The 17,546-nt window shown below is 59.6% G+C and carries 16 protein-coding genes and 1 pseudogene; 7 read left to right on the top strand and 10 right to left on the bottom strand.

Annotated features, from left to right (window positions below; genetic code table 11):
* Positions 1-54: 54 nt before the first annotated feature.
* Positions 55-981, bottom strand: coding sequence for an electron transfer flavoprotein subunit alpha/FixB family protein (locus ACTG19_RS00420; RefSeq protein ID WP_111900017.1), 927 nt, complete (start codon positions 979-981; stop codon positions 55-57).
* Positions 978-1,745 carry an electron transfer flavoprotein subunit beta/FixA family protein gene (locus ACTG19_RS00415; protein WP_113739373.1) on the bottom strand — a complete coding sequence of 256 codons (768 nt, stop codon included), beginning with the start codon at positions 1,743-1,745 and terminating at the stop codon, positions 978-980. Before ACTG19_RS00415 ends, ACTG19_RS00420 begins: the two co-directional genes overlap by 4 nt.
* A gap of 169 nt (positions 1,746-1,914) precedes the next feature.
* On the opposite strand from ACTG19_RS00415, the gene ACTG19_RS00410 reads away from it, so the two are divergent.
* From ACTG19_RS00410 to ACTG19_RS00395, 4 genes and pseudogenes are all read left to right on the top strand, one after another.
* The gene (locus ACTG19_RS00410) at positions 1,915-3,558 is read left to right on the top strand and encodes an electron transfer flavoprotein-ubiquinone oxidoreductase (protein WP_201989308.1); all 1,644 of its coding nucleotides are present in this window, start codon (positions 1,915-1,917) and stop codon (positions 3,556-3,558) included.
* A gap of 12 nt (positions 3,559-3,570) precedes the next feature.
* On the top strand, positions 3,571-3,666 hold the full coding sequence (locus ACTG19_RS00405) for a 4Fe-4S dicluster domain-containing protein (RefSeq protein ID WP_082034880.1): 96 nt from the start codon (positions 3,571-3,573) through the stop codon (positions 3,664-3,666).
* A 399-nt stretch (positions 3,667-4,065) separates the two neighbouring features.
* The gene (gene corA / locus ACTG19_RS00400; protein WP_005337059.1) at positions 4,066-5,013 is read left to right on the top strand and encodes a magnesium/cobalt transporter CorA; all 948 of its coding nucleotides are present in this window, start codon (positions 4,066-4,068) and stop codon (positions 5,011-5,013) included.
* 148 nt (positions 5,014-5,161) lie between these two features.
* Positions 5,162-5,621 (top strand): annotated as a pseudogene (locus tag ACTG19_RS00395) (DUF2919 domain-containing protein).
* 12 nt (positions 5,622-5,633) lie between these two features.
* Here ACTG19_RS00395 and ACTG19_RS00390 read toward each other — a convergent pair.
* Positions 5,634-6,353 (bottom strand): hypothetical protein, encoded by a 720-nt coding sequence (locus ACTG19_RS00390; protein ID WP_234923090.1) that lies wholly within the window; start codon positions 6,351-6,353, stop codon positions 5,634-5,636.
* 285 nt (positions 6,354-6,638) lie between these two features.
* Between ACTG19_RS00390 and ACTG19_RS00385 the strand changes: the two genes are divergently transcribed.
* Together ACTG19_RS00385 and ACTG19_RS00380 are read left to right on the top strand one after the other, a co-directional pair.
* Positions 6,639-7,190, top strand: coding sequence for a lipoprotein (locus tag ACTG19_RS00385; RefSeq protein WP_033138307.1), 552 nt, complete (start codon positions 6,639-6,641; stop codon positions 7,188-7,190).
* A gap of 195 nt (positions 7,191-7,385) precedes the next feature.
* Complete coding sequence (locus tag ACTG19_RS00380; RefSeq protein WP_201989307.1) at positions 7,386-9,383, top strand: hypothetical protein; 1,998 nt, start codon at positions 7,386-7,388, stop codon at positions 9,381-9,383.
* 84 nt (positions 9,384-9,467) lie between these two features.
* Here ACTG19_RS00380 and glgC read toward each other — a convergent pair whose 3' ends face one another.
* A complete protein-coding gene (gene glgC / locus ACTG19_RS00375) occupies positions 9,468-10,742 on the bottom strand; it encodes a glucose-1-phosphate adenylyltransferase (RefSeq protein WP_201989305.1) in 1,275 nt (424 codons plus the stop codon).
* A gap of 189 nt (positions 10,743-10,931) precedes the next feature.
* On the opposite strand from glgC, the gene ACTG19_RS00370 reads away from it, so the two are divergent.
* A complete protein-coding gene (locus ACTG19_RS00370; protein WP_088869175.1) occupies positions 10,932-12,572 on the top strand; it encodes an EAL domain-containing protein in 1,641 nt (546 codons plus the stop codon).
* Here ACTG19_RS00370 and ACTG19_RS00365 read toward each other — a convergent pair.
* From ACTG19_RS00365 to adk, 6 genes are all read right to left on the bottom strand, one after another.
* Positions 12,535-13,029, bottom strand: a complete 495-nt coding sequence (locus ACTG19_RS00365) for a hypothetical protein (RefSeq protein ID WP_042055706.1) — start codon at positions 13,027-13,029, stop codon at positions 12,535-12,537. The two genes, ACTG19_RS00370 and ACTG19_RS00365, sit on opposite strands and share 38 nt — an antisense overlap.
* Positions 13,030-13,204: 175 nt before the next feature.
* Positions 13,205-13,567: a DUF2750 domain-containing protein gene (locus tag ACTG19_RS00360; RefSeq protein ID WP_439988559.1), complete on the bottom strand. Its 363-nt coding sequence runs from the start codon at positions 13,565-13,567 to the stop codon at positions 13,205-13,207.
* 180 nt (positions 13,568-13,747) lie between these two features.
* Positions 13,748-15,052 carry an inosine/guanosine kinase gene (locus tag ACTG19_RS00355; protein ID WP_005337079.1) on the bottom strand — a complete coding sequence of 435 codons (1,305 nt, stop codon included), beginning with the start codon at positions 15,050-15,052 and terminating at the stop codon, positions 13,748-13,750.
* Between the two features lie 186 nt (positions 15,053-15,238).
* Positions 15,239-15,631, bottom strand: a complete 393-nt coding sequence (locus ACTG19_RS00350) for an MAPEG family protein (protein WP_005337081.1) — start codon at positions 15,629-15,631, stop codon at positions 15,239-15,241.
* A gap of 34 nt (positions 15,632-15,665) precedes the next feature.
* Complete coding sequence (gene hemH / locus ACTG19_RS00345; protein ID WP_439988558.1) at positions 15,666-16,640, bottom strand: ferrochelatase; 975 nt, start codon at positions 16,638-16,640, stop codon at positions 15,666-15,668.
* Between the two features lie 98 nt (positions 16,641-16,738).
* Positions 16,739-17,383: an adenylate kinase gene (adk, locus tag ACTG19_RS00340; protein ID WP_005337083.1), complete on the bottom strand. Its 645-nt coding sequence runs from the start codon at positions 17,381-17,383 to the stop codon at positions 16,739-16,741.
* Between the last annotated feature and the right edge of the window lie 163 nt (positions 17,384-17,546).

Raw genomic sequence — 17,546 nt, 5'->3', positions numbered from 1 at the left:
AGAAATGGCGGGCAGAGCGCATAAACGACCACTGCGGTGCCGTTTCTGACAAATTTACAGTTTGGCGGTGAGCTCCGGCAGCAGAGTGAAGAGATCCCCCACCAGCCCGTAGTCCGCCACTTGAAAGATGGGGGCGTCGCTGTCCTTGTTGATGGCCACGATCACCTTCGACTCCTTCATCCCCGCCAGATGCTGGATGGCGCCCGAAATGCCGACCGCGATATAGAGCTCGGGCGCCACCACCTTGCCGGTCTGCCCCACCTGCAGATCGTTGGCGACATATCCTGCATCAACGGCGGCCCGCGATGCCCCCACCGCCCCACCCAGCTTGTCGGCCAGCGCCTCAATCAGGGCAAACTGCGCCTTGGACCCCAGAGCCCGACCACCGGAGACCACCACCCGGGCGGCGGTCAGTTCGGGCCTGCTGGAGCGCACCGCGCGGCGCTCGACCAACCGGGTACGACCAGCGAATTCGGGCACGGCCAAGCGTTCGATGAGAGCCTGCCCGCCTGTCGCCGCCTTGGCAAACGCGGTGGCCCGCACTGTCATCACCTTGACGGGTGCCGAGCTTGCCACTCTGGCAATGGCATTGCCCGCATAAATGGGGCGCAGGAAGGTGTCGCTACTCTCGATAGCCGTCACCTCGGAGAGCATCTCCACCCCGAGCCGGGCCGCCACCTGTGGCAGCAGCGCCTTGCCCATGGCACTCGCCGCCATCAGGCAGTGGCTGTAACCTTCGCACCAGCTGGCCAGCAGCTTGTCCACCCCATCCAGCAGCCCGTCGGCCAAGCGGGGATGTTCGGCAAGCAACACCTTGTCGACACCGCCAAGGGCAGCCGCCTGTTCACCCGCCTCGGTCAGCCCCTGACCCAGTAACAGCAGGTCAACTTGACCGCCGATGGATCCGGCGGCGGTGACCAGTTGTGCCACGTTGTCGGCCAGATGGCCCTGATGATGTTCGGCAATGATCAGCACGCTCATGGCAGCACCTTCGCTTCGTGTTTGAGTTTGTCCACCAGCTCGTCCACCGAGCCCACCTTGATCCCGGCGCTGCGGGCTGGCGGTGCCATCACCCCTAGCAAGCGGGTCTGATTGGCCACCTCAACGGCGAGTGTCGAGAACGGGGCGCTATCAAGCGGCTTGCGCTTGGCCTTCATGATGTTGGGCAACGAAGCAAAGCGCGGTTCATTCAAACGCAGATCGGCGCTCACCACCGCAGGCAACGGCATGCCCAGGGTCTCGAGGCCACCGTCGATTTCGCGGGTCACCAGCAGTTCCCCCGCTTCCACCTTGAGGGCTGACGCGCAGGTCGCCAGCGGCCACTCATTGAGGGCAGCCAGCATCTGGGCCACCTGATTGTTGTCTGAATCGATGGATTGCTTGCCGAGCAGCACCAGATCCGGCAGCTCCTGCTCACACACCTTGTGCAAGGCGCGGGCGACAGTCAGCGGGGTGAGCGTCTCATCGGTGACACTCTCACCGGTTATATAGTGCAGCGCCCGATCCGCCCCCAGCGCCAGCCCATGGCGCAGTTGCTCGGCGGCAGCGTCAGGGCCAAAGGTCACCACCACCAGCTCGCTGGCGATACCCGCTTCCCGCAGCCTGACCCCCTCCTCCACCGCAATTTCACAAAAGGGGTTGATCCCCATCTTCACATTGGCCAGCTCCACGTCGGAACCGTCTCCCTTCACCCGGATCTTGACGTTGTAGTCGACTACCCGTTTGATCGCGACCAGCAGCTTCATGGGGTCATGCCTCGTCTCTTTGGATTGAATTCATTAGTGTGCCTCTGCGTTTGTTGCAGTACGCTCTTCCCTGATTTTTTGCTTTTTCTTGCTCAGTTTTGCTTACAACCGCTTTACGTTTACGTAAACTACCAGCATTACCCTAGGCCAACCAGAGCGCAGAGGCAAGATGGAACGGGAAGCAATGGAATTTGATGTCGTCATCGTCGGCGGCGGTCCGGCGGGGCTCAGTGCAGCCATCGCCCTGAAACAGCAGGATGCCACTCTCTCCGTCTGTCTTCTGGAGAAAGGGGCGGAAATTGGCGCCCATCTGCTCTCCGGCGCCCTGTTTGATCCCGTCGCCTTGCAAGAACTGCTGCCGGATGGCTGGCAGCAAGCGCCGCTCGGCGTGCCGGTCAGCGACGATCAGGTTCATCTGCTGCAAAGCGAGCAACACTCCCTGCAACTCCCCGCCTGGGCGGTGCCGCCCCGGATGCACAATGAGGGCTGTCACATCGTCAGCCTCGGCAATCTCTGCCGCTGGCTTGGCCAACAGGCGGAAAAACTGGGAATCGAAATATACCCGGGATTTACCGCCAGCGAACTTATCATGGAAGCGGGCCGGGTCAAGGGGGTCATCACCGGCGATCTGGGGCTGGATCGGGCGGGCAATCCAAAAGCTGATCATGTGCCCGGCATGGCGCTGCTCGGCCGCTACACCCTCTTTGCCGAGGGTGCCCGAGGTCATCTCGGCAAGCAGCTGATCGCCGACTTCAACCTGGCAAGCCCTGCCCAGCCCCAGCACTATGCCATCGGTTTCAAGGAGCTGTGGCAACTGCCTGCTGGCCAAGGCAAAGCAGGACAGGTGCTGCACGGTAGTGGCTGGCCCCTTGGCAAGCAGGGGGGCGGCAATAGCCACGGTGGCTTCTATCTCTATCACATGGAGGGGGATCAGGTGGCGGTCGGGCTGATCGTCGATCTCAACTACCAGAATCCCTGGCTCAGCCCGTTTGACGAATTCCAGCGCCTCAAACATCACCCGCTTATCGCTGGCGTGTTGCAAGATGGGGAGCGCATCAGCTATGGCGCACGCGCCATCACCAAGGGGGGCTGGCACGCCCTGCCCCGCATGCACTTCCCGGGCGGCCTGCTGATCGGCTGCGATGCGGGCACTCTCGACTTTTCCCGCATCAAGGGGATCCACACCGCCATGAAGTCCGGCATGCTGGCGGCAAAAACCGTCGCGATGGCGCTGCGAGGTGGTGATGAAGGGGGCCGGGATCTGGCCCAGTATGGTGACGAGCTGCACCAGAGCTGGCTGGCCCGCGAACTCAAGGCGGCGCGCAACTTCGGCGCGGCGCTTCATCGCTATGGTCCCTGGTTGGGCGGTGCCTTCAACTGGCTGGAGCAACGGCTGTTTGGCGCAAACTCGCCCTTCAAGCTGCTCGATAAGGCTCACGATTACCGTCAGCTGCGCGTGGCCAGCCGCTGCGAGCCCATCCATTATCCCAAACCCGATGGCAAGCTGAGCTTTGACAAACTCTCGTCTGTGTATCTGGCCAACACCAGTCACGACGAGGATCAGCCTTGTCACCTCAAGCTGCAGGACGAGCGCATTCCGGTCGAGGTCAATCTGCCCACCTGGGCCGAACCCGCCCAACGCTACTGCCCGGCCGGGGTGTTTGAAGTACTGGAAATGGAAGGTGCGGCCAAACTGCAGATCAATGCCGCCAACTGCATTCACTGCAAGACCTGTGACATTAAAGATCCCAGTCAAAACATTATCTGGACGCCGCCACAGGGGGGCTCCGGACCCAATTATCCGAATATGTGATGAAGTACGGCGATACCAAGACGCGGTGACATCAAAGATACCCAGTCCCAAAACATCGTCTGGACACCACCACAGGGGGGCTCCGGGCCCAACTATCCGAATATGTGATCGAACGGCGATGCCAAGATGCGGTGACATCAAAGATACTCAGTCCCAAAACATCGTCTGGACGCCACCACAGGGGGGCTCCGGGCCCAATTATCCGAACATGTGATGAAGCGGGGCAGCGGCAGCAAGCAGCCCCAGCTAGCCCTCCTCCAGCCAAAGGCCGGGTTCTGCCCCGCATAGCCGCTCAGGTGATCCGACCTCGCTGTTTTTTTGAACAAACAGGCTGAATCCCTGATGAATAGCCCCTGACAAGCGCGGCCCGCCCCTGTATAGTTCGCCGCATTCAGGTTTTCCATCGGCCCGATCTGCTTATCCACGGGATCGCCTTCTGCAGCGATCTAAGGTCGCATGACCTGTGCAACCATCCCTGATTACCCATGACTTTTTAAGGGGGGACAGATGATCACCGCCTACATTCTCAACAACAAGGTGCTGGACATAGTCACGCTCGGGCCTGACGACATAGTACCTGACAACACGGTCTGGCTGGATGCCTACAAGCCGGACACGGCAGAGCGAGAATGGTTGACGGGCCTGTTCCTGGAAGAGGTCCCCGACAAGGAAGAGCTCGACGACATCGAAGCATCCGCCCGTTTTTACTGGGATACCGATGGTCTGCACATTCACTCCCTGTTTCCCCAGCGGATCGGTCGTGACACCAAGGGTGTCCACGTCTCCTTTACCCTGCGCAACAACCTGCTGATCAGCATTCGTGAAGATGACATCGGGCTGGTGCGCCTGCTGCGCCACTATATGCGCCAGGATCGGCTGGAGGTGGAGGATGCCCTCGACATCCTGCTGGAGGTGCAGAACCTCAAGGTGGAGTACCTCTCCGACCTTATCGAAGATGGTTACAAGACCTTGGAAAACACCGCCGATCAGATCTTCGAGCCGGATCAGATCAACCCCATGCTGAAAGAGTTGATGGCACAGGAAGAGGCCAACGGCCAGATCCGTCTCTCTCTGCACGATACCCGCCGCGCCCTGCGTTTCCTCAAACGCAGCCTGCGCCAGCGCATGAGCCTTGAGCAGAACAAGTGGATCGACGAGATGCTGCACGACGTGGAGTCTCTCTTGCCCCACACCCAGTTCCTGTTCGACAAGATCAACTTCCAGCTGGAGGCCTCCATGGGGGTGACCAATCTGGAGCAGAACAAGGTGATCAAGATCTTCTCGGTAGCCGCCGTGATCTTCCTGCCGCCGACCCTGATCGCCAGTATCTACGGCATGAACTTCGGCCGCATGCCGGAGCTCGCCTGGGAGTATGGTTATCCCATGTCACTGGTGCTGATGGTGATGTCATCGCTCGGTACCGGCCTCTTCTTCAAGCGCAAAGGCTGGCTGTAACGCCGCCGACGCGCGCTGCGATATCTGAAGAAACGGATTGGGGGGCATGGCCCCCCGATTAATTTGCGCCACACCCAACGCCTTGCAAAGGACGCTTCGTCGCCCCATATCCCCTTCATCACTCAATTCAAGTGGATAACGGGCAACCATGACCCTCTACCCCGAACACCGATATGACGATCACGGCCAGTTGCGCCCGCCCCTCTGGTTCTGGCCCATCGCCCTGTTGCTGACCCGCTCGGTCTGGCTCTTTCTGATGGCGGGAGTGACCCGCGAGAGCGGCAGCGATCCTGACCCTCTTTTATCCGGACAAGATCACCCTCTACATCAGCCTGCTGACCGACGTGCCCGCCATGCTGGCGTTGCTCGCCTGCGGGGGCACCTATCAGCAGACCCAGAGCATTCGCGCCAGACTCCGGCGCCACAGCCCGCTGCTGCTGCTCTGCTCTGCCGTCAGCGGCCTGCTGATGCAGTTGCACAGCCTCAATCTGCAGAAGTGGTCATTCAGCTGGCCCACCGCACTGGTGCTGGTCGCCAGCCTCTGGTCACTATGGTATCTGCTGCGCAGTCGCCAACTGCGGGAATATGCCGCAGATCAGCCCCACTGACGGGGCTGACACCTATTGACGAGTGACCCGGATCTGCAGGGTCTGGCGCTCGCTCTGGCTGCCTCGCCCTACCTGTAGCTGGGTGCCAAGGCGGCTCCCCTGATCTGCTGAACTGGTCGAAAGTTCCCCCACCGTCAGCCACTGGCCCGGGGCCCCGCTCACTTCGGTGGCACTCTGTCCCGTGCTGATGGTGCCCTGCTCCAGCCTCGCCTGCTCGCTGCTCAGCGCAATCTGCACCCGATCGCCAATCAAGGTGGCCGTGGCATAGAGGCCGTTCACCAGCGGCATCATCCCCACCACGGCGCCCCCGTTCCATTGATAGAAGGTCACCGGCTGATAGGAGCCCATCTGCAACAGCACGGGGCGACCCGAAAGCCCACGCACCTGCCAGCTGTCGTTCTGGCTGCGTTGATACTGCTCTGCATTGCCATCGAGCAGCCACTGCCTTTTGGCCTCGTCGCGACTGATTGAGCCCCCCAGTTGCTGGCCGCTGGCGGCCCCATCGACCCGCCACTCGATAAGCAGGCTTTGCGGCGGCTGGTTGATCTGGGCCAACGTGGCTTCGGCCTCCTGCAACTGGGCTGGCGTTCCGCTCAGCACCAGCTGGTTGCCCATGGCACTCACCCCAAGCTGGGGATAGATCTCCTTGAGGGTCTGCACAGCCGCCTGCGCCTCGAAGACCGGGATCACTTTCACATCGGCCCACAGCGACGAGCTCCAGAGTCCCATCATGCAGCCAAACCACAGCAGCACCCTGCGGCCAACCTTGTCCATCCGCTCCATTGCCCTCTCCTCGCTCTCTTCTTGTGCTCTACTCACGCTTTGCTCAGGCGTGGGCCAACTCCCGTTGCCAACAGCTCTGTCCTACTCAGTTAACCCGTCGATGATGAACCCGACGGTTGCCAAAAAACAACCGGGAATGCAGCAACCCCGTGCTTTCCCACGGTATGAGGCTCTCATTCCACGCCCATTATCGCGTAAGATAGCGCCATCAAATTTGCCCACGCGGAATCCATCATGTTGAAACAGCTGTTGTTACTCCCCCTCGCCCTGCTGCTGGGGGCCTGCTCCCTGACCCAGTACAACGTCAGCGAGGCCGAAATCAACCAGTACCTCAAAGAGCAGGTCTCTTTTGAAAAACAGCTGGGGATCCCCGGCATCATGTCGAGCAAGATCCGTCTGGATGAGATGCAGAGCCGTATCGGCCGCAAGCAACCGGATCGCATCGAGCTGGATGCCGCTGGCGACCTGCAGGTGAGCAGTCCCCTTGGCAGCCAGCAGATGAAGATCCGCTTTGCCCTGAGTGCCCGCCCGGACTATGTGGCCGATCAGGGCGCTATCTACCTGCGTGATCTCGAACTGGTCTCGGTTCAGACCGATCCGGCCAACATAGGTGCCGCATTGACCCCCATCCTGCCCACCTTCAATCAGTCGCTCTCCCTGTTCCTGTCGCAAACCCCGGTCTATCGTCTCGACAGCAGCCGAAAGAACGAAGCCAGGATCAAAGAGAAGGTAGAAGCCCTCAAGGTAGAGCCGGGCCGTCTGGTGATCCCGTTCAAGGTGCTCTGATCGCCGCCGCACTGGCACTTTCATCGCAATAAACAGATAACCGTCCTCTTCGACAGCGCACATCCGGTTTAACGTGCAGCCGAATGGGGCGGTTTTTTACTTCTCAAGTCCCCTGCAACACAGCATAATGCAGACCATTCTCATTTAGATTCGTTATGAGAAGCGTCAATAATAAAACCAATGGTGAGAAGGGACATGAGAAAAACCGTACTGGTTCAGGCGATTGCCTGCGCACTGATCAGCGGCGCCGCACACGCTGCCGTCAAAGTCGAAGACAAGACATTCAATACCGCCGCCAACATGCTGGCCTATACCGAATTCGAGCTCTCCGGTGAGCCGCTGGCCGAAGCGCTGGGGTTGGATCTGGATGTGCTGGATGCCAACCGTGCCGATGAGCCGACCTCGTTCGACTTCGCTGCCGGCATCGAATCCTACGAATACTCCGAAGAGGCGATGTACGCCCTCAACTACCAATCCGGCATGGGCCCGCATCTGGTGAACGGGCCGCAAAACCTGGCCCGTGGCGGCACCATGGCATCTCTGGGGCAACGGGTGTTGGCCATGGCCGATGCCGTTGGCTTCCCGGCGGATGAAGTGCCGCAGGGCATGTATCCCCTCTCCCTGCCCTACGCCTCCGCCAATCCGGAGTTTGCCCAGGCCGTCAACGCCACCCCGGTCAATGGCGACCAGATCACCATCAAGACCGCCAAAGGGACCGAGAAAACCGTCAAGACCCAGGTGCCCGCCTACTTCCGTGACTACAGCACCCTGCGCTGGAGCGGCAGTGACAACCTGCTGGTGCCCGCAGCGGTAGGCGGCATCCTGCTCAAAGAGGTGATGTGGTCGCAGGACTTCCTCGGCGGCATGCACGTAGCCGAGACCGATGAAGAGGTAGAAGCCGCCTCCGCCACCATGGATCAGGATGGCAAGCACAAGCTGGGCGTCTCTGCCGCCGATGGCTTCAACGGCATGATGCTGACCGAGCAATCCATCGACAAGCTGGCCATCATGCAGAACCAGCTTGGCTTCGATGGCAAGCAACTGGGCGCCAAGATCACCCCGCAGTACGATCCGGCCAAGGGCGTTGTCTACTTCCCCCATCAGGTGAAAGTGACCGAAACCAGCAACAACGATGCCGGTGCCATCGGCAAGCTGGAGGTGGTGGATGGCTCCGCTCAGCTGCGCGATGCCTGGATGATGCTGTGGCCGCTCTCCGAGTTCTATGCCTTCAGCGATCAGCGCAGCGCCAACACCAACCAGAACCCGGCCTTCCACGCCGTGTTTGACGGCGCGCCGTTTGCCGCCGCACCGGCTGCCAACAAGACCAATGACCTGGGCAAAGCGGTCGCGGGCAGCGATGCCTTCTCGCTGGCGATCAATCTCTCCAACCTCACCTTCAAGAACCTGGCGGCCCTGCACTTTGATGCCAAGGCTGGTACCCTGGTCGACAGCTGGCAGGCAGGCAAACAGGGCAAGCACGTCACCACCTTTGACGCTGCTTACGCACTGGTCGCCCTGCAGATCTTCCAGCGCGCTCAGGATGCGCTGCCGGTCGGTTACGCCGCCGGTGACAATGGCGAGCTGAACCTCAAGACCCAGCAGGGTCAAGAGGCGCTCGACTTGATCCGCAAACAGGCCGATTTCATCCTTGCCAACCTCAAGGGCAAAAATGGTCTGGTGCATGACGGCATCACGCTAGATGGCAAGCTCGATGCCGGCCACTCCATCGACGCGCAGTTTGCCGCCATCCGCGGCCTAACCGCCGCCTTCCTGGCGACCTCGGATGCCAAGTACCGCACCGCGGCGCGCGAACTGTTCATCGCCGTCGACAAGGCCTACTTCAATGCCAAAGCGGGCACCTGGCTGGCGGGTAAACAGGGTGAATACACCCCCTGGACCCAAGCAGCCATCTCCGGCGCCCTGCGCTCTGCCATGCTGAACCTGCGCAACGAAGGGGCCGAGAAGGCGCCCGAGCTGGAGCTGGCGAAGCTGACCGGTCAGTACGTCAGCTGGTTCCGTGGCACCGTCAACGGTGGCATGCAAATGGCCGAGTGGATCGGTGACTCCGGCGAGAACATCATCGAAGGTGCCGGCAGCGACACCGACGAAGATGGCGTACCGCAAGTGACCGCCGCAGGTGGCAAGCACGGCATCGCCATGGTGATGGCCGCCAAAGCGGTGGTTAGCGAATAATCCTCGCCATTCACCAGCATGAAAAAGGGAGCCAACTTGGCTCCCTTTGCATTACAGCGTCTGACACAGTTTCAAGGGCCTTCCTCAAACCAGCTTGTCCAGCATCTCCTTGGTCACCAGTACAATCCCCTGCTCGGAGCGGTAGAAGCGGCGGTTATCTTCATCGGCATTCTCGCCCACCACCAGCCCATCGGGCAGCACACATCCCTTGTCCACCACCACACGGCGCAGACGGCAACCGGCGCCGATCTCGACCCCGGGGAAGATGATGGCCTGATCCAGGGTGCAGAAGGAGTGCACCCGCACATTGGTAAAGAGCACCGAGTTGAGCACGAACGACCCGCTGACGATGGTACCGCCCGAGAACATGGAGTTGATGGTCATGCCATGCTGACCGTTGCGGTCCTGCACAAACTTGGCCGGTGGCGTCAGGGTCTGGCTGGTCCAGATGGGCCAGTTCTGATCGTAGATATCGAGCTCGGGCAGCACGGAGGCGAGATCCATGTTCGCTTCCCAGAAAGAGTCCAGCGTACCCACGTCACGCCAGTAGGGCTTTTGCCCCTCGCGCGCCCCGACACAGGACATGTTGAAGGGGTGAGCAAATGCCATCCCCTCCTCCACGATGCGGGGGATCACATCCATCCCGAAGTCGTGTTTGGAGTCCTGATTGTGAATATCCTCCTCCAGCAGTTGGTAGAGGTACTCCGCCTCGAAGATATAGATCCCCATGGAGGCCAGCGAGCGATCTTCGCAACCCGGCATGGCGGGCGGATTGGCCGGTTTTTCGACGAAGGCGCGGATCTTGCGCTGCTCGTCGATATCCATGATCCCGAAGGCGGATGCCTCGGCCCGCGGCACCTCGATACAAGCCACAGTCACCTTGGCGCCAAGGCGCACATGGTCGAGCAGCATGGCTGCGTAATCCATCTTGTAGATGTGATCCCCCGCCAGCACCACCAGGTATTTGGGGCCGTAGTCACGGATGATATCGACGTTCTGATAGATGGCATCGGCGGTGCCGCGATACCAGTGCACCTCGTCCACCCGTTGCTGGGCAGGGAGCAGGTCGATGAATTCGTTCATCTGGTAACGCAGGAAGGACCAGCCCGATTGCAGGTGACGCAGCAGGCTGTGAGATTTGTATTGGGTGACTACACCAACGCGGCGGATCCCCGAGTTGATACAGTTGGAGAGCACAAAATCAATGATCCGGAATTTGCCACCGAAATGGACGGCAGGCTTGGCGCGGTTGTCAGTCAACTGCTTCAGGCGACTACCACGTCCACCCGCCAGCACCAGTGCCATACTCTGGTTCAATAATTGTCGTGCTTTGGCACTATTTTCGGGCTCTAACAACATGATTTACCTCTGCCTTGTTTGATCTATTTTCAACTCATCTTCGCCTGTTTCGGCACCTGTGAAAGTGGTTTCACTCACATTTAACCGATCTCAATTGACCCTTTTCACCGAGTTGCGAGGAATAGCATGCTTTGCTCCGCCAGCTTGGTTAAAATTCCCCCACAAAGCAGCCACTTCAAGGATGACAAGATGGTTCACAAGCTCGGACGTACCCTCTTTCTGATCGCCACCATAGTGACCATACCCCTGCTGCTCCTGCAAGCAGTTTGGTTAGCCCTGCAGAGCACACCGCTCACTTTGGCCATTATTCTGGCCACCACACTGCTTGGCATGATCCTGCTGTTGATGCTGGCCATCCGCACCATGGATGGCATGCTCCAGCATCAGGAGCTCACCTGGGTCAAGGCGATCAGGGGGCGGGACCCCTCACAACTCGATGAGCCCGCCTCCCGGGAGGTGCTGCAACAGCTGCTGGAGCAGTTCGAAAGCGCCGAGCAGAGCGCTCATCGCCAGCTGACCGAGCTCAGCAACCTGGCCACCACCGACGAGCTGACTCAGCTACTCAACCGCCACGCGTTTCGCCGCGACATGACCGAGTTGCTGCAGCGGGATCAGGACACCCAGACCGCCACCCTGGTGCTGATCCGTGCCACCGAGCTTGGCAAAATCAACGCCCAGCGCGGCTTCCAGTCTGGTGATGCCTACATCAAGGACATGGCCGCCCTCATCAAGCGGGTGGTAAGCCGCTTCCCGGGCAATCAGGTCTACCGCATTTCGGGGGCCGATTTCGCCGTGCTGGTGCAACCGGTGGCCAATATTCCCCCCCATCTGCTGGGGCAGGATTTGAAGGTGGCCTTCGATCACTATCAGGATCAGCACGAGCTGGAGAGCACCGGTTACTCGGGGCTGACCAAGCTCAGCAGCGGCCAGAAAATTGAAGCCGTGCTGGCCAGAGCGGATCTGGCGCTGGCTCGCGCCCAGACTGAAACCATCAACGGCTGGGCCATCCAGCAGGATGACAGCGCCTCCGAGCTACAGGGGCAACACCACTGGCGCGACGTGCTGACCGAAGTGCTGGCGCAGGAGCGCCTCAGCTTTACCTATCAGCCAATCCAGCCCCTGCACCGCAGCATGCTGGCTTACAACGAGATCTACACCCGCTTCAGCGGCAATGACGGCACTGCCCTGCCCACCGACACCCTGTTTGCCATGGCACAGCGGCTCGATATGGTGATGCGGCTGGAGCAGCTGGTCATTACCCATATCATGCGCCAGTACCGGGCCTTTGGTGCCAACCAGAGTCGCTGGGGGATCAACCTCTCCCCTAACCTGCTGCAAAACAGCGCCTTCCTGATCTGGCTTGACCGCCAGCTGCTCAAAGATCCCAATACCAGCGCCAATCTGGTGTTCGAACTGGATGAAGAGCATCTGGAACGCAACCTGACAGGCGCCAAGCGGGTGTTTGAATTGCTGCGCCGCAACGGCAGCCGCTCGGCCATCGCCAATTTCGGCAAGGGGATCGGCTCCTTTACCCTGTTTCGCGAGCTCAAGCCCGACTATATCAAGCTGGACCCTGCCCTGATCACCGGGCTGGAGCAGGATCAGACCAACCAGCAGTTCGTGCGGATGATCGTCGATGTATCACATCGGATGGGGTGTCAGGTGATTGCAGAGGGGGTAGAACAGCTTGGTCAGAAACAGCTGCTGCAGGGGATGTACGTGGATGGCTTGCAGGGCTATCTGATCGCCCGGCCGCAACCGCTGCGACCGGATATAAGCCAGCTGGGGCTCTTTACTGAGGATGCTTCAGCTTCAAAAGGGTCAGAATGATGTCATTGAGCTGGCGATAGCGCTCCAGCTCTTTCTGATCGTAACGGGTCGCCAGCGTGGTGGGGTTGTGGCGGTTCTTGAGGTAACGGTTGATTTGCAGGCGATTGAACCCCGCCACCTGATAGACCTGGCCAAGCAGGGTATTGAGTTCATCGTGCTCCAGACCGGCTCTGGCCAGATAGTCCCCATCGGCGGGACTCTCGGTCTGATGGCTCCACTTGCCAATGCGACCACTCTCCTGCAGATAGCTGAGCCACTGCTCGATATAGAGGGGTTTGCACCCCGCCAACAGATTGAAAAAGCCCACCGCATCGCAACGACAACCGCTCAGGAGCACGACCGCCAGCTGATCATCATCGCATTGGAAGGTCACAGGTCCGGCTTGCGCCCAATCCAGCGCCTGCACCCGAATGCTGGCCTTCTCACCCGCAGCTCCCGTTACGTCGAATACAAACATGGCGCTCCTCCCTTGGCAAAAGGTTGATGATGGACCATCCCCCTGACAGGTGCAAAGGCAAATCGGCTTTTAACTCATCAATCGGGCCATTCGACCATAAAAAAGACCGGCACCCTCACGGATGCCGGTCTTTGTCCCGATAGCCTGTGCGTTCAGGCCATCAATGGAGGCGCTTTCAGGCGTCCAGTTCAATCAGTGCCTTGGCCAGCTCGATGGGTTCGAGCTCCTGACCTTCCAGATCGGCGTTCCAGTTCGGGCCGACCAGTACATCGTCTTCATCCAGATCGTTGATCCAGATATCGAGAAACTCTTCCAGATCGATCACTTCCGGCTCGTAATCGGCCCACTCGTCGACGCAGTGCAGACGGGCGTCCTCTTCGGCAGACCAGAGCGGCATCACGTCGGCATCTTCAAATTCGGCGGAGCGACAGACGACCCAGTCTTCCCCATAGCGCAGACCCCACACCTGACCCGACTCGCGGACTTGTTCGATAAACAGTTGGAAATTGGCGTCAAGGTTGTCGTTAAGCATGCTCATGGGGTTCTCTCTTTCTTTCGGGTGCTGCGGCATTGTCGGGCGACAATACGATGGCCAAATGGTGTCGTAAAAGTGACATGGACTCAAGCATATTGGGGTTATTCCGGGAAAAAAGCCGGGATAACTCATATTTGCCTGCAAAAACGCCTCCCGATGGAGGCGTCTTGCAGATTCAGGAGATCAACGCTCCCAGTAAACCTCTTCCAGGCTGTCCTCTTTCTCCGGCAAACCGCGGGAGAGACGGGGGCTGCTCTGGGCCAACACCTCGTAGCTGACGCGGTTGGCGTATTTGCACACCTGGGCCAGTGAGGAGTAGGTCAGGAACTCGGAGATGTGCTTGGCGGAGTTAGGCACATTCATCCGGTGATAGGAGTTGGCCACCATGTCGTGCAGCACGGCGGAAAGGGCGCCATCCCCTGCCCCGTTGGTGTTCTTGATCTTCTCCGGGCCACCCATATACGGGGAGATGTGGGAGTAGATACGGGCCGGTTTGCGGCACTTGGCCCGGGCCATCGGGCGGCTGAACTCATACATGTTGAACTCGGGGATAACGCCGGGCAACAGGGTATGGGTGGTCTCGCGCTTGTAGTCCTCATCGGTATAACTCGCCATGTAAAGGCCGATGGGGCCAGCAGTACAGAGCACCATGTCGGCCCAGTCGAGCGCCTTGTCGGCAGCACCCAGCGGATCTGCGATGCCGGTCAGGGCTTCACCTTCGTCTTCGTTCATCGCCAGCACAGTGACGTTCTCGGCAATGAAATCGCGCCACCACTGGGGGTTTTCGTCGATGACGAAACGGGTGCCCAGGGTCAGCACCACGGGAATACCGGCCTCGCGGGCATAACGCACCGCTGTCATGGCCGCCTCTTTCATCGGGTCACCATCGTCACCACGCACCAGATAGGCGGTGATCACCAGGGCTGACGCCCCCTTAATCACATCCTCCGGAATGTGCTGCACATCCAGCTGGTTCATCTTGCCGGCGTTGATGCCGAAGCTGCGCTCGCCGCACTCGGTAATGAAGGTGAAGCAACGGCCGATGGGGCCATCAACCGGCTGCAGATAGTCCAGATTGACGCGGGAAGAGGTGTTGCACAGATAACGGTAGGCGTAGCAGCCGATGCGAATGTCCTGACTCATCACACCCAGCAGGATGGAGTGGGAATCGGCCAGTACCGAGTAGTTGTGTACCGTGTTGCCAATGGTGCCACCGGCAAACTCGCTCACCACCATGTTATTGGCCTTGAGCTCGTCATAAATCCGTTCGGCCACGTCGTCATTGATGACGACGGAGTGTCCCTTGCTCAGACCATAACGGGTCAGAAAGTCTTCATCCACATGGGCTTCGATATCAACCAGGGTCTGATCAATCCCGACCACGTAGGCTTTGCCCAGCTCGGTTAACAGGGGATTTTGCGGAACCAGGGGATCGCGTCTGTCGACAGGGAAGTAGTGTTTGGACTTGCGCTGACCGGGAAATTTCATGGCAATGTTCTGTGCTCTGGGGGAAAGAGGGGCGGGATTTTAACACAATCCGCCGCCCCGAAAAGTCGCCCTGTTTAAATAATGGAGTCAGTATAGACAAGGCTTGCAAGGAAAAACGTTTGCCTTTTCACCATAAAAAAACCACCCTGCCCGGGGTGGTTCCATAGCATACAAAAGCGCCTGTTTTCAGGCGGCCGCCATCCCCTGCAACAGTGCCAGCAGCGAGAAGAGGCCGAGGGCGAGCCAGAACAGCAAGGTGCCCAGAAAACGGGGCACATTGGGGGCTTTGGGGATCTGGATGCCGATGGCATGCAGGATGCGGCCGACCAACAGCATGGCGCCACCGGCATGCAGCCAGAGCGCACCGGCACCGGAGAACTCGCACAGCGCCATCAGCAGCAGGGTCAGCGGCACATACTCGGCAAAATTACCGTGAGCCCGGATCGCCGCCAGCAGCTCGGGGGCTTCCCCCTGCCCTATCATCACCCCGAACTGGGCGCGGCGTCTGACCACCCAGAAGGAGAGCCCCAGAAACAGCAGTCCAAGCAGGCCTGCGTAGATCAGCGTGATATGTACCATGACTCGACTCCTTGTTTGACTGACTGCCGGTCACTCATGCCAATTCGCGGCAGATGAGCGAGACCATCATCCTGATGTGGGCCTGATCGCTATTGAGGGCCGGAATATATTCAAACCGCTCGCCACCGGCCTCCATGAAGATATCCCGGTTCTGTACCTGAATTTCCTCGAGGGTTTCGAGGCAGTCGGCGGCAAAGGCAGGACAAATTACATCGAGCCGCTTGATACCCGCTGCAGGCATACCGGCGATGGTCACGTCGGTGTAAGGCTTGAGCCACTCCTCCTTGCCAAAGCGGGATTGGAAGCTGGCCGTCCACTGCCCGGCCTCCAGCCCGAGCGCCTCGGCCAGCAAGCTGGCGGTATGGCGACACTGGTGACCATAGGGGTCCCCTTCGTTCTCATAGCGCTCGGGAATACCGTGGAACGACATCAGCAGGTGACCACCCTGACCGTGCTGCTCCCAGTGACGGCGTACGCTCATGGCCAGCGCCTGAATGTATTCGGGATGGGCGTGATAATCACGAATGAGCCGTACCACCGGCAGATTGCGTTCTCTCTTCATCGCCTTGCCCCAGGCATCGAAGACCGAGGCGGTGGTACTGACCGAATATTGCGGATAGAGCGGCAACAGGATCACCCGGTTGACCCCTTTGGCCTTGAGCGCCTGCCAGCCATCATTCACTGACGGGGAACCATAGGTCATCGCCAGCTCCACCGGCACATCGACCCCCTCCCGCTTGAGCTCCTGCTCCAGTGCGGCGCGCTGCTGCTTGCTTATCACCATCAGCGGCGAGCCCTGCTCGGTCCACACCTGCTGATAGAGCTTGGCCACTTTGGGCGAGCGCGTCGGCAAGATGATGAAGTGGAGCAGCGGGCACCAGAGGTAACGGGGCAGGTCCACCACACGGGGATCGTGCAGGAACTGGCTGAGGAACGCTTTGACGGCAGCGGTGGTCGGTGCGGCTGGGGTACCCAGATTGACCAGCAATATTCCGGTTTTCGTGGTCACGTTGGCTTCCTGTCTATCTGTCATTATGCAAAAAGGGCCCGACAGGGCCCTTCTCTTTATTTATCTGATGGCACGGGAAACAGTGCCGGCAGCAAAGATCAGCCCAGAATGGTGGCAAGCTGCTTGCTGACCAGATCAACCGGCTGGGTGCCGTCGATCTTGACGTAACGGGTGTGGCCCGCTTCCGCCTCTTTGCCGTAGAAACCGATCAGCGGCGCGGTCTGCTGATGATATACATCCAGACGCTTGCGTACTGTGGTCTCTTCGTCGTCGGCGCGGATCACCAGATCTTCACCGGTCACGTCATCCTTGCCTTCCACTTTCGGCGGGTTGAACACCACGTGGTAGGTACGGCCGGAGCCGGAGTGAACGCGACGGCCGCTCATGCGCTTGACGATCTCTTCGTCCGGCACATCGAACTCCAGTACGAAATCAACCACGACACCGGCGTCCTTCATGGCTTGCGCCTGGGGAATGGTGCGCGGGAAACCGTCCAACAGGAAGCCTTTGGCGCAATCCGGCTGAGCGATGCGCTCTTTGACCAGACCGATGATGATGTCGTCAGAGACCAGCTGACCTGCGTCCATCACAGCTTTGGCTTTCAGACCGAGCTCGGTGCCCGCCTTGATCGCCGCACGCAGCATGTCGCCGGTGGAGATCTGGGGAATACCGTGTTTTTCCATGATGAACTGAGCCTGGGTACCTTTGCCGGCGCCCGGAGCCCCCAACAGAACAATGCGCATACACGCTCCTATTGATTGGTTATTCAAATCTTGCGAAGGCAAAAAAGTACACGGTTTCGCCCGTTTCTACAAGGGTGAGCCACCTGAATGAGCACTTTATCACCACAATAACCGGCTGATCGAACAGGATTTCATCGCAATGGGAAGACGCAAAAATAGCCAG

Origin of the sequence: Aeromonas sp. 3P (assembly GCF_051919745.1) — a bacterium.
GTDB lineage: Bacteria > Pseudomonadota > Gammaproteobacteria > Enterobacterales > Aeromonadaceae > Aeromonas > Aeromonas veronii.
Note: the sequence above shows the minus strand (reverse complement) of the source record. Positions and strands in the feature narration are given on the sequence as shown.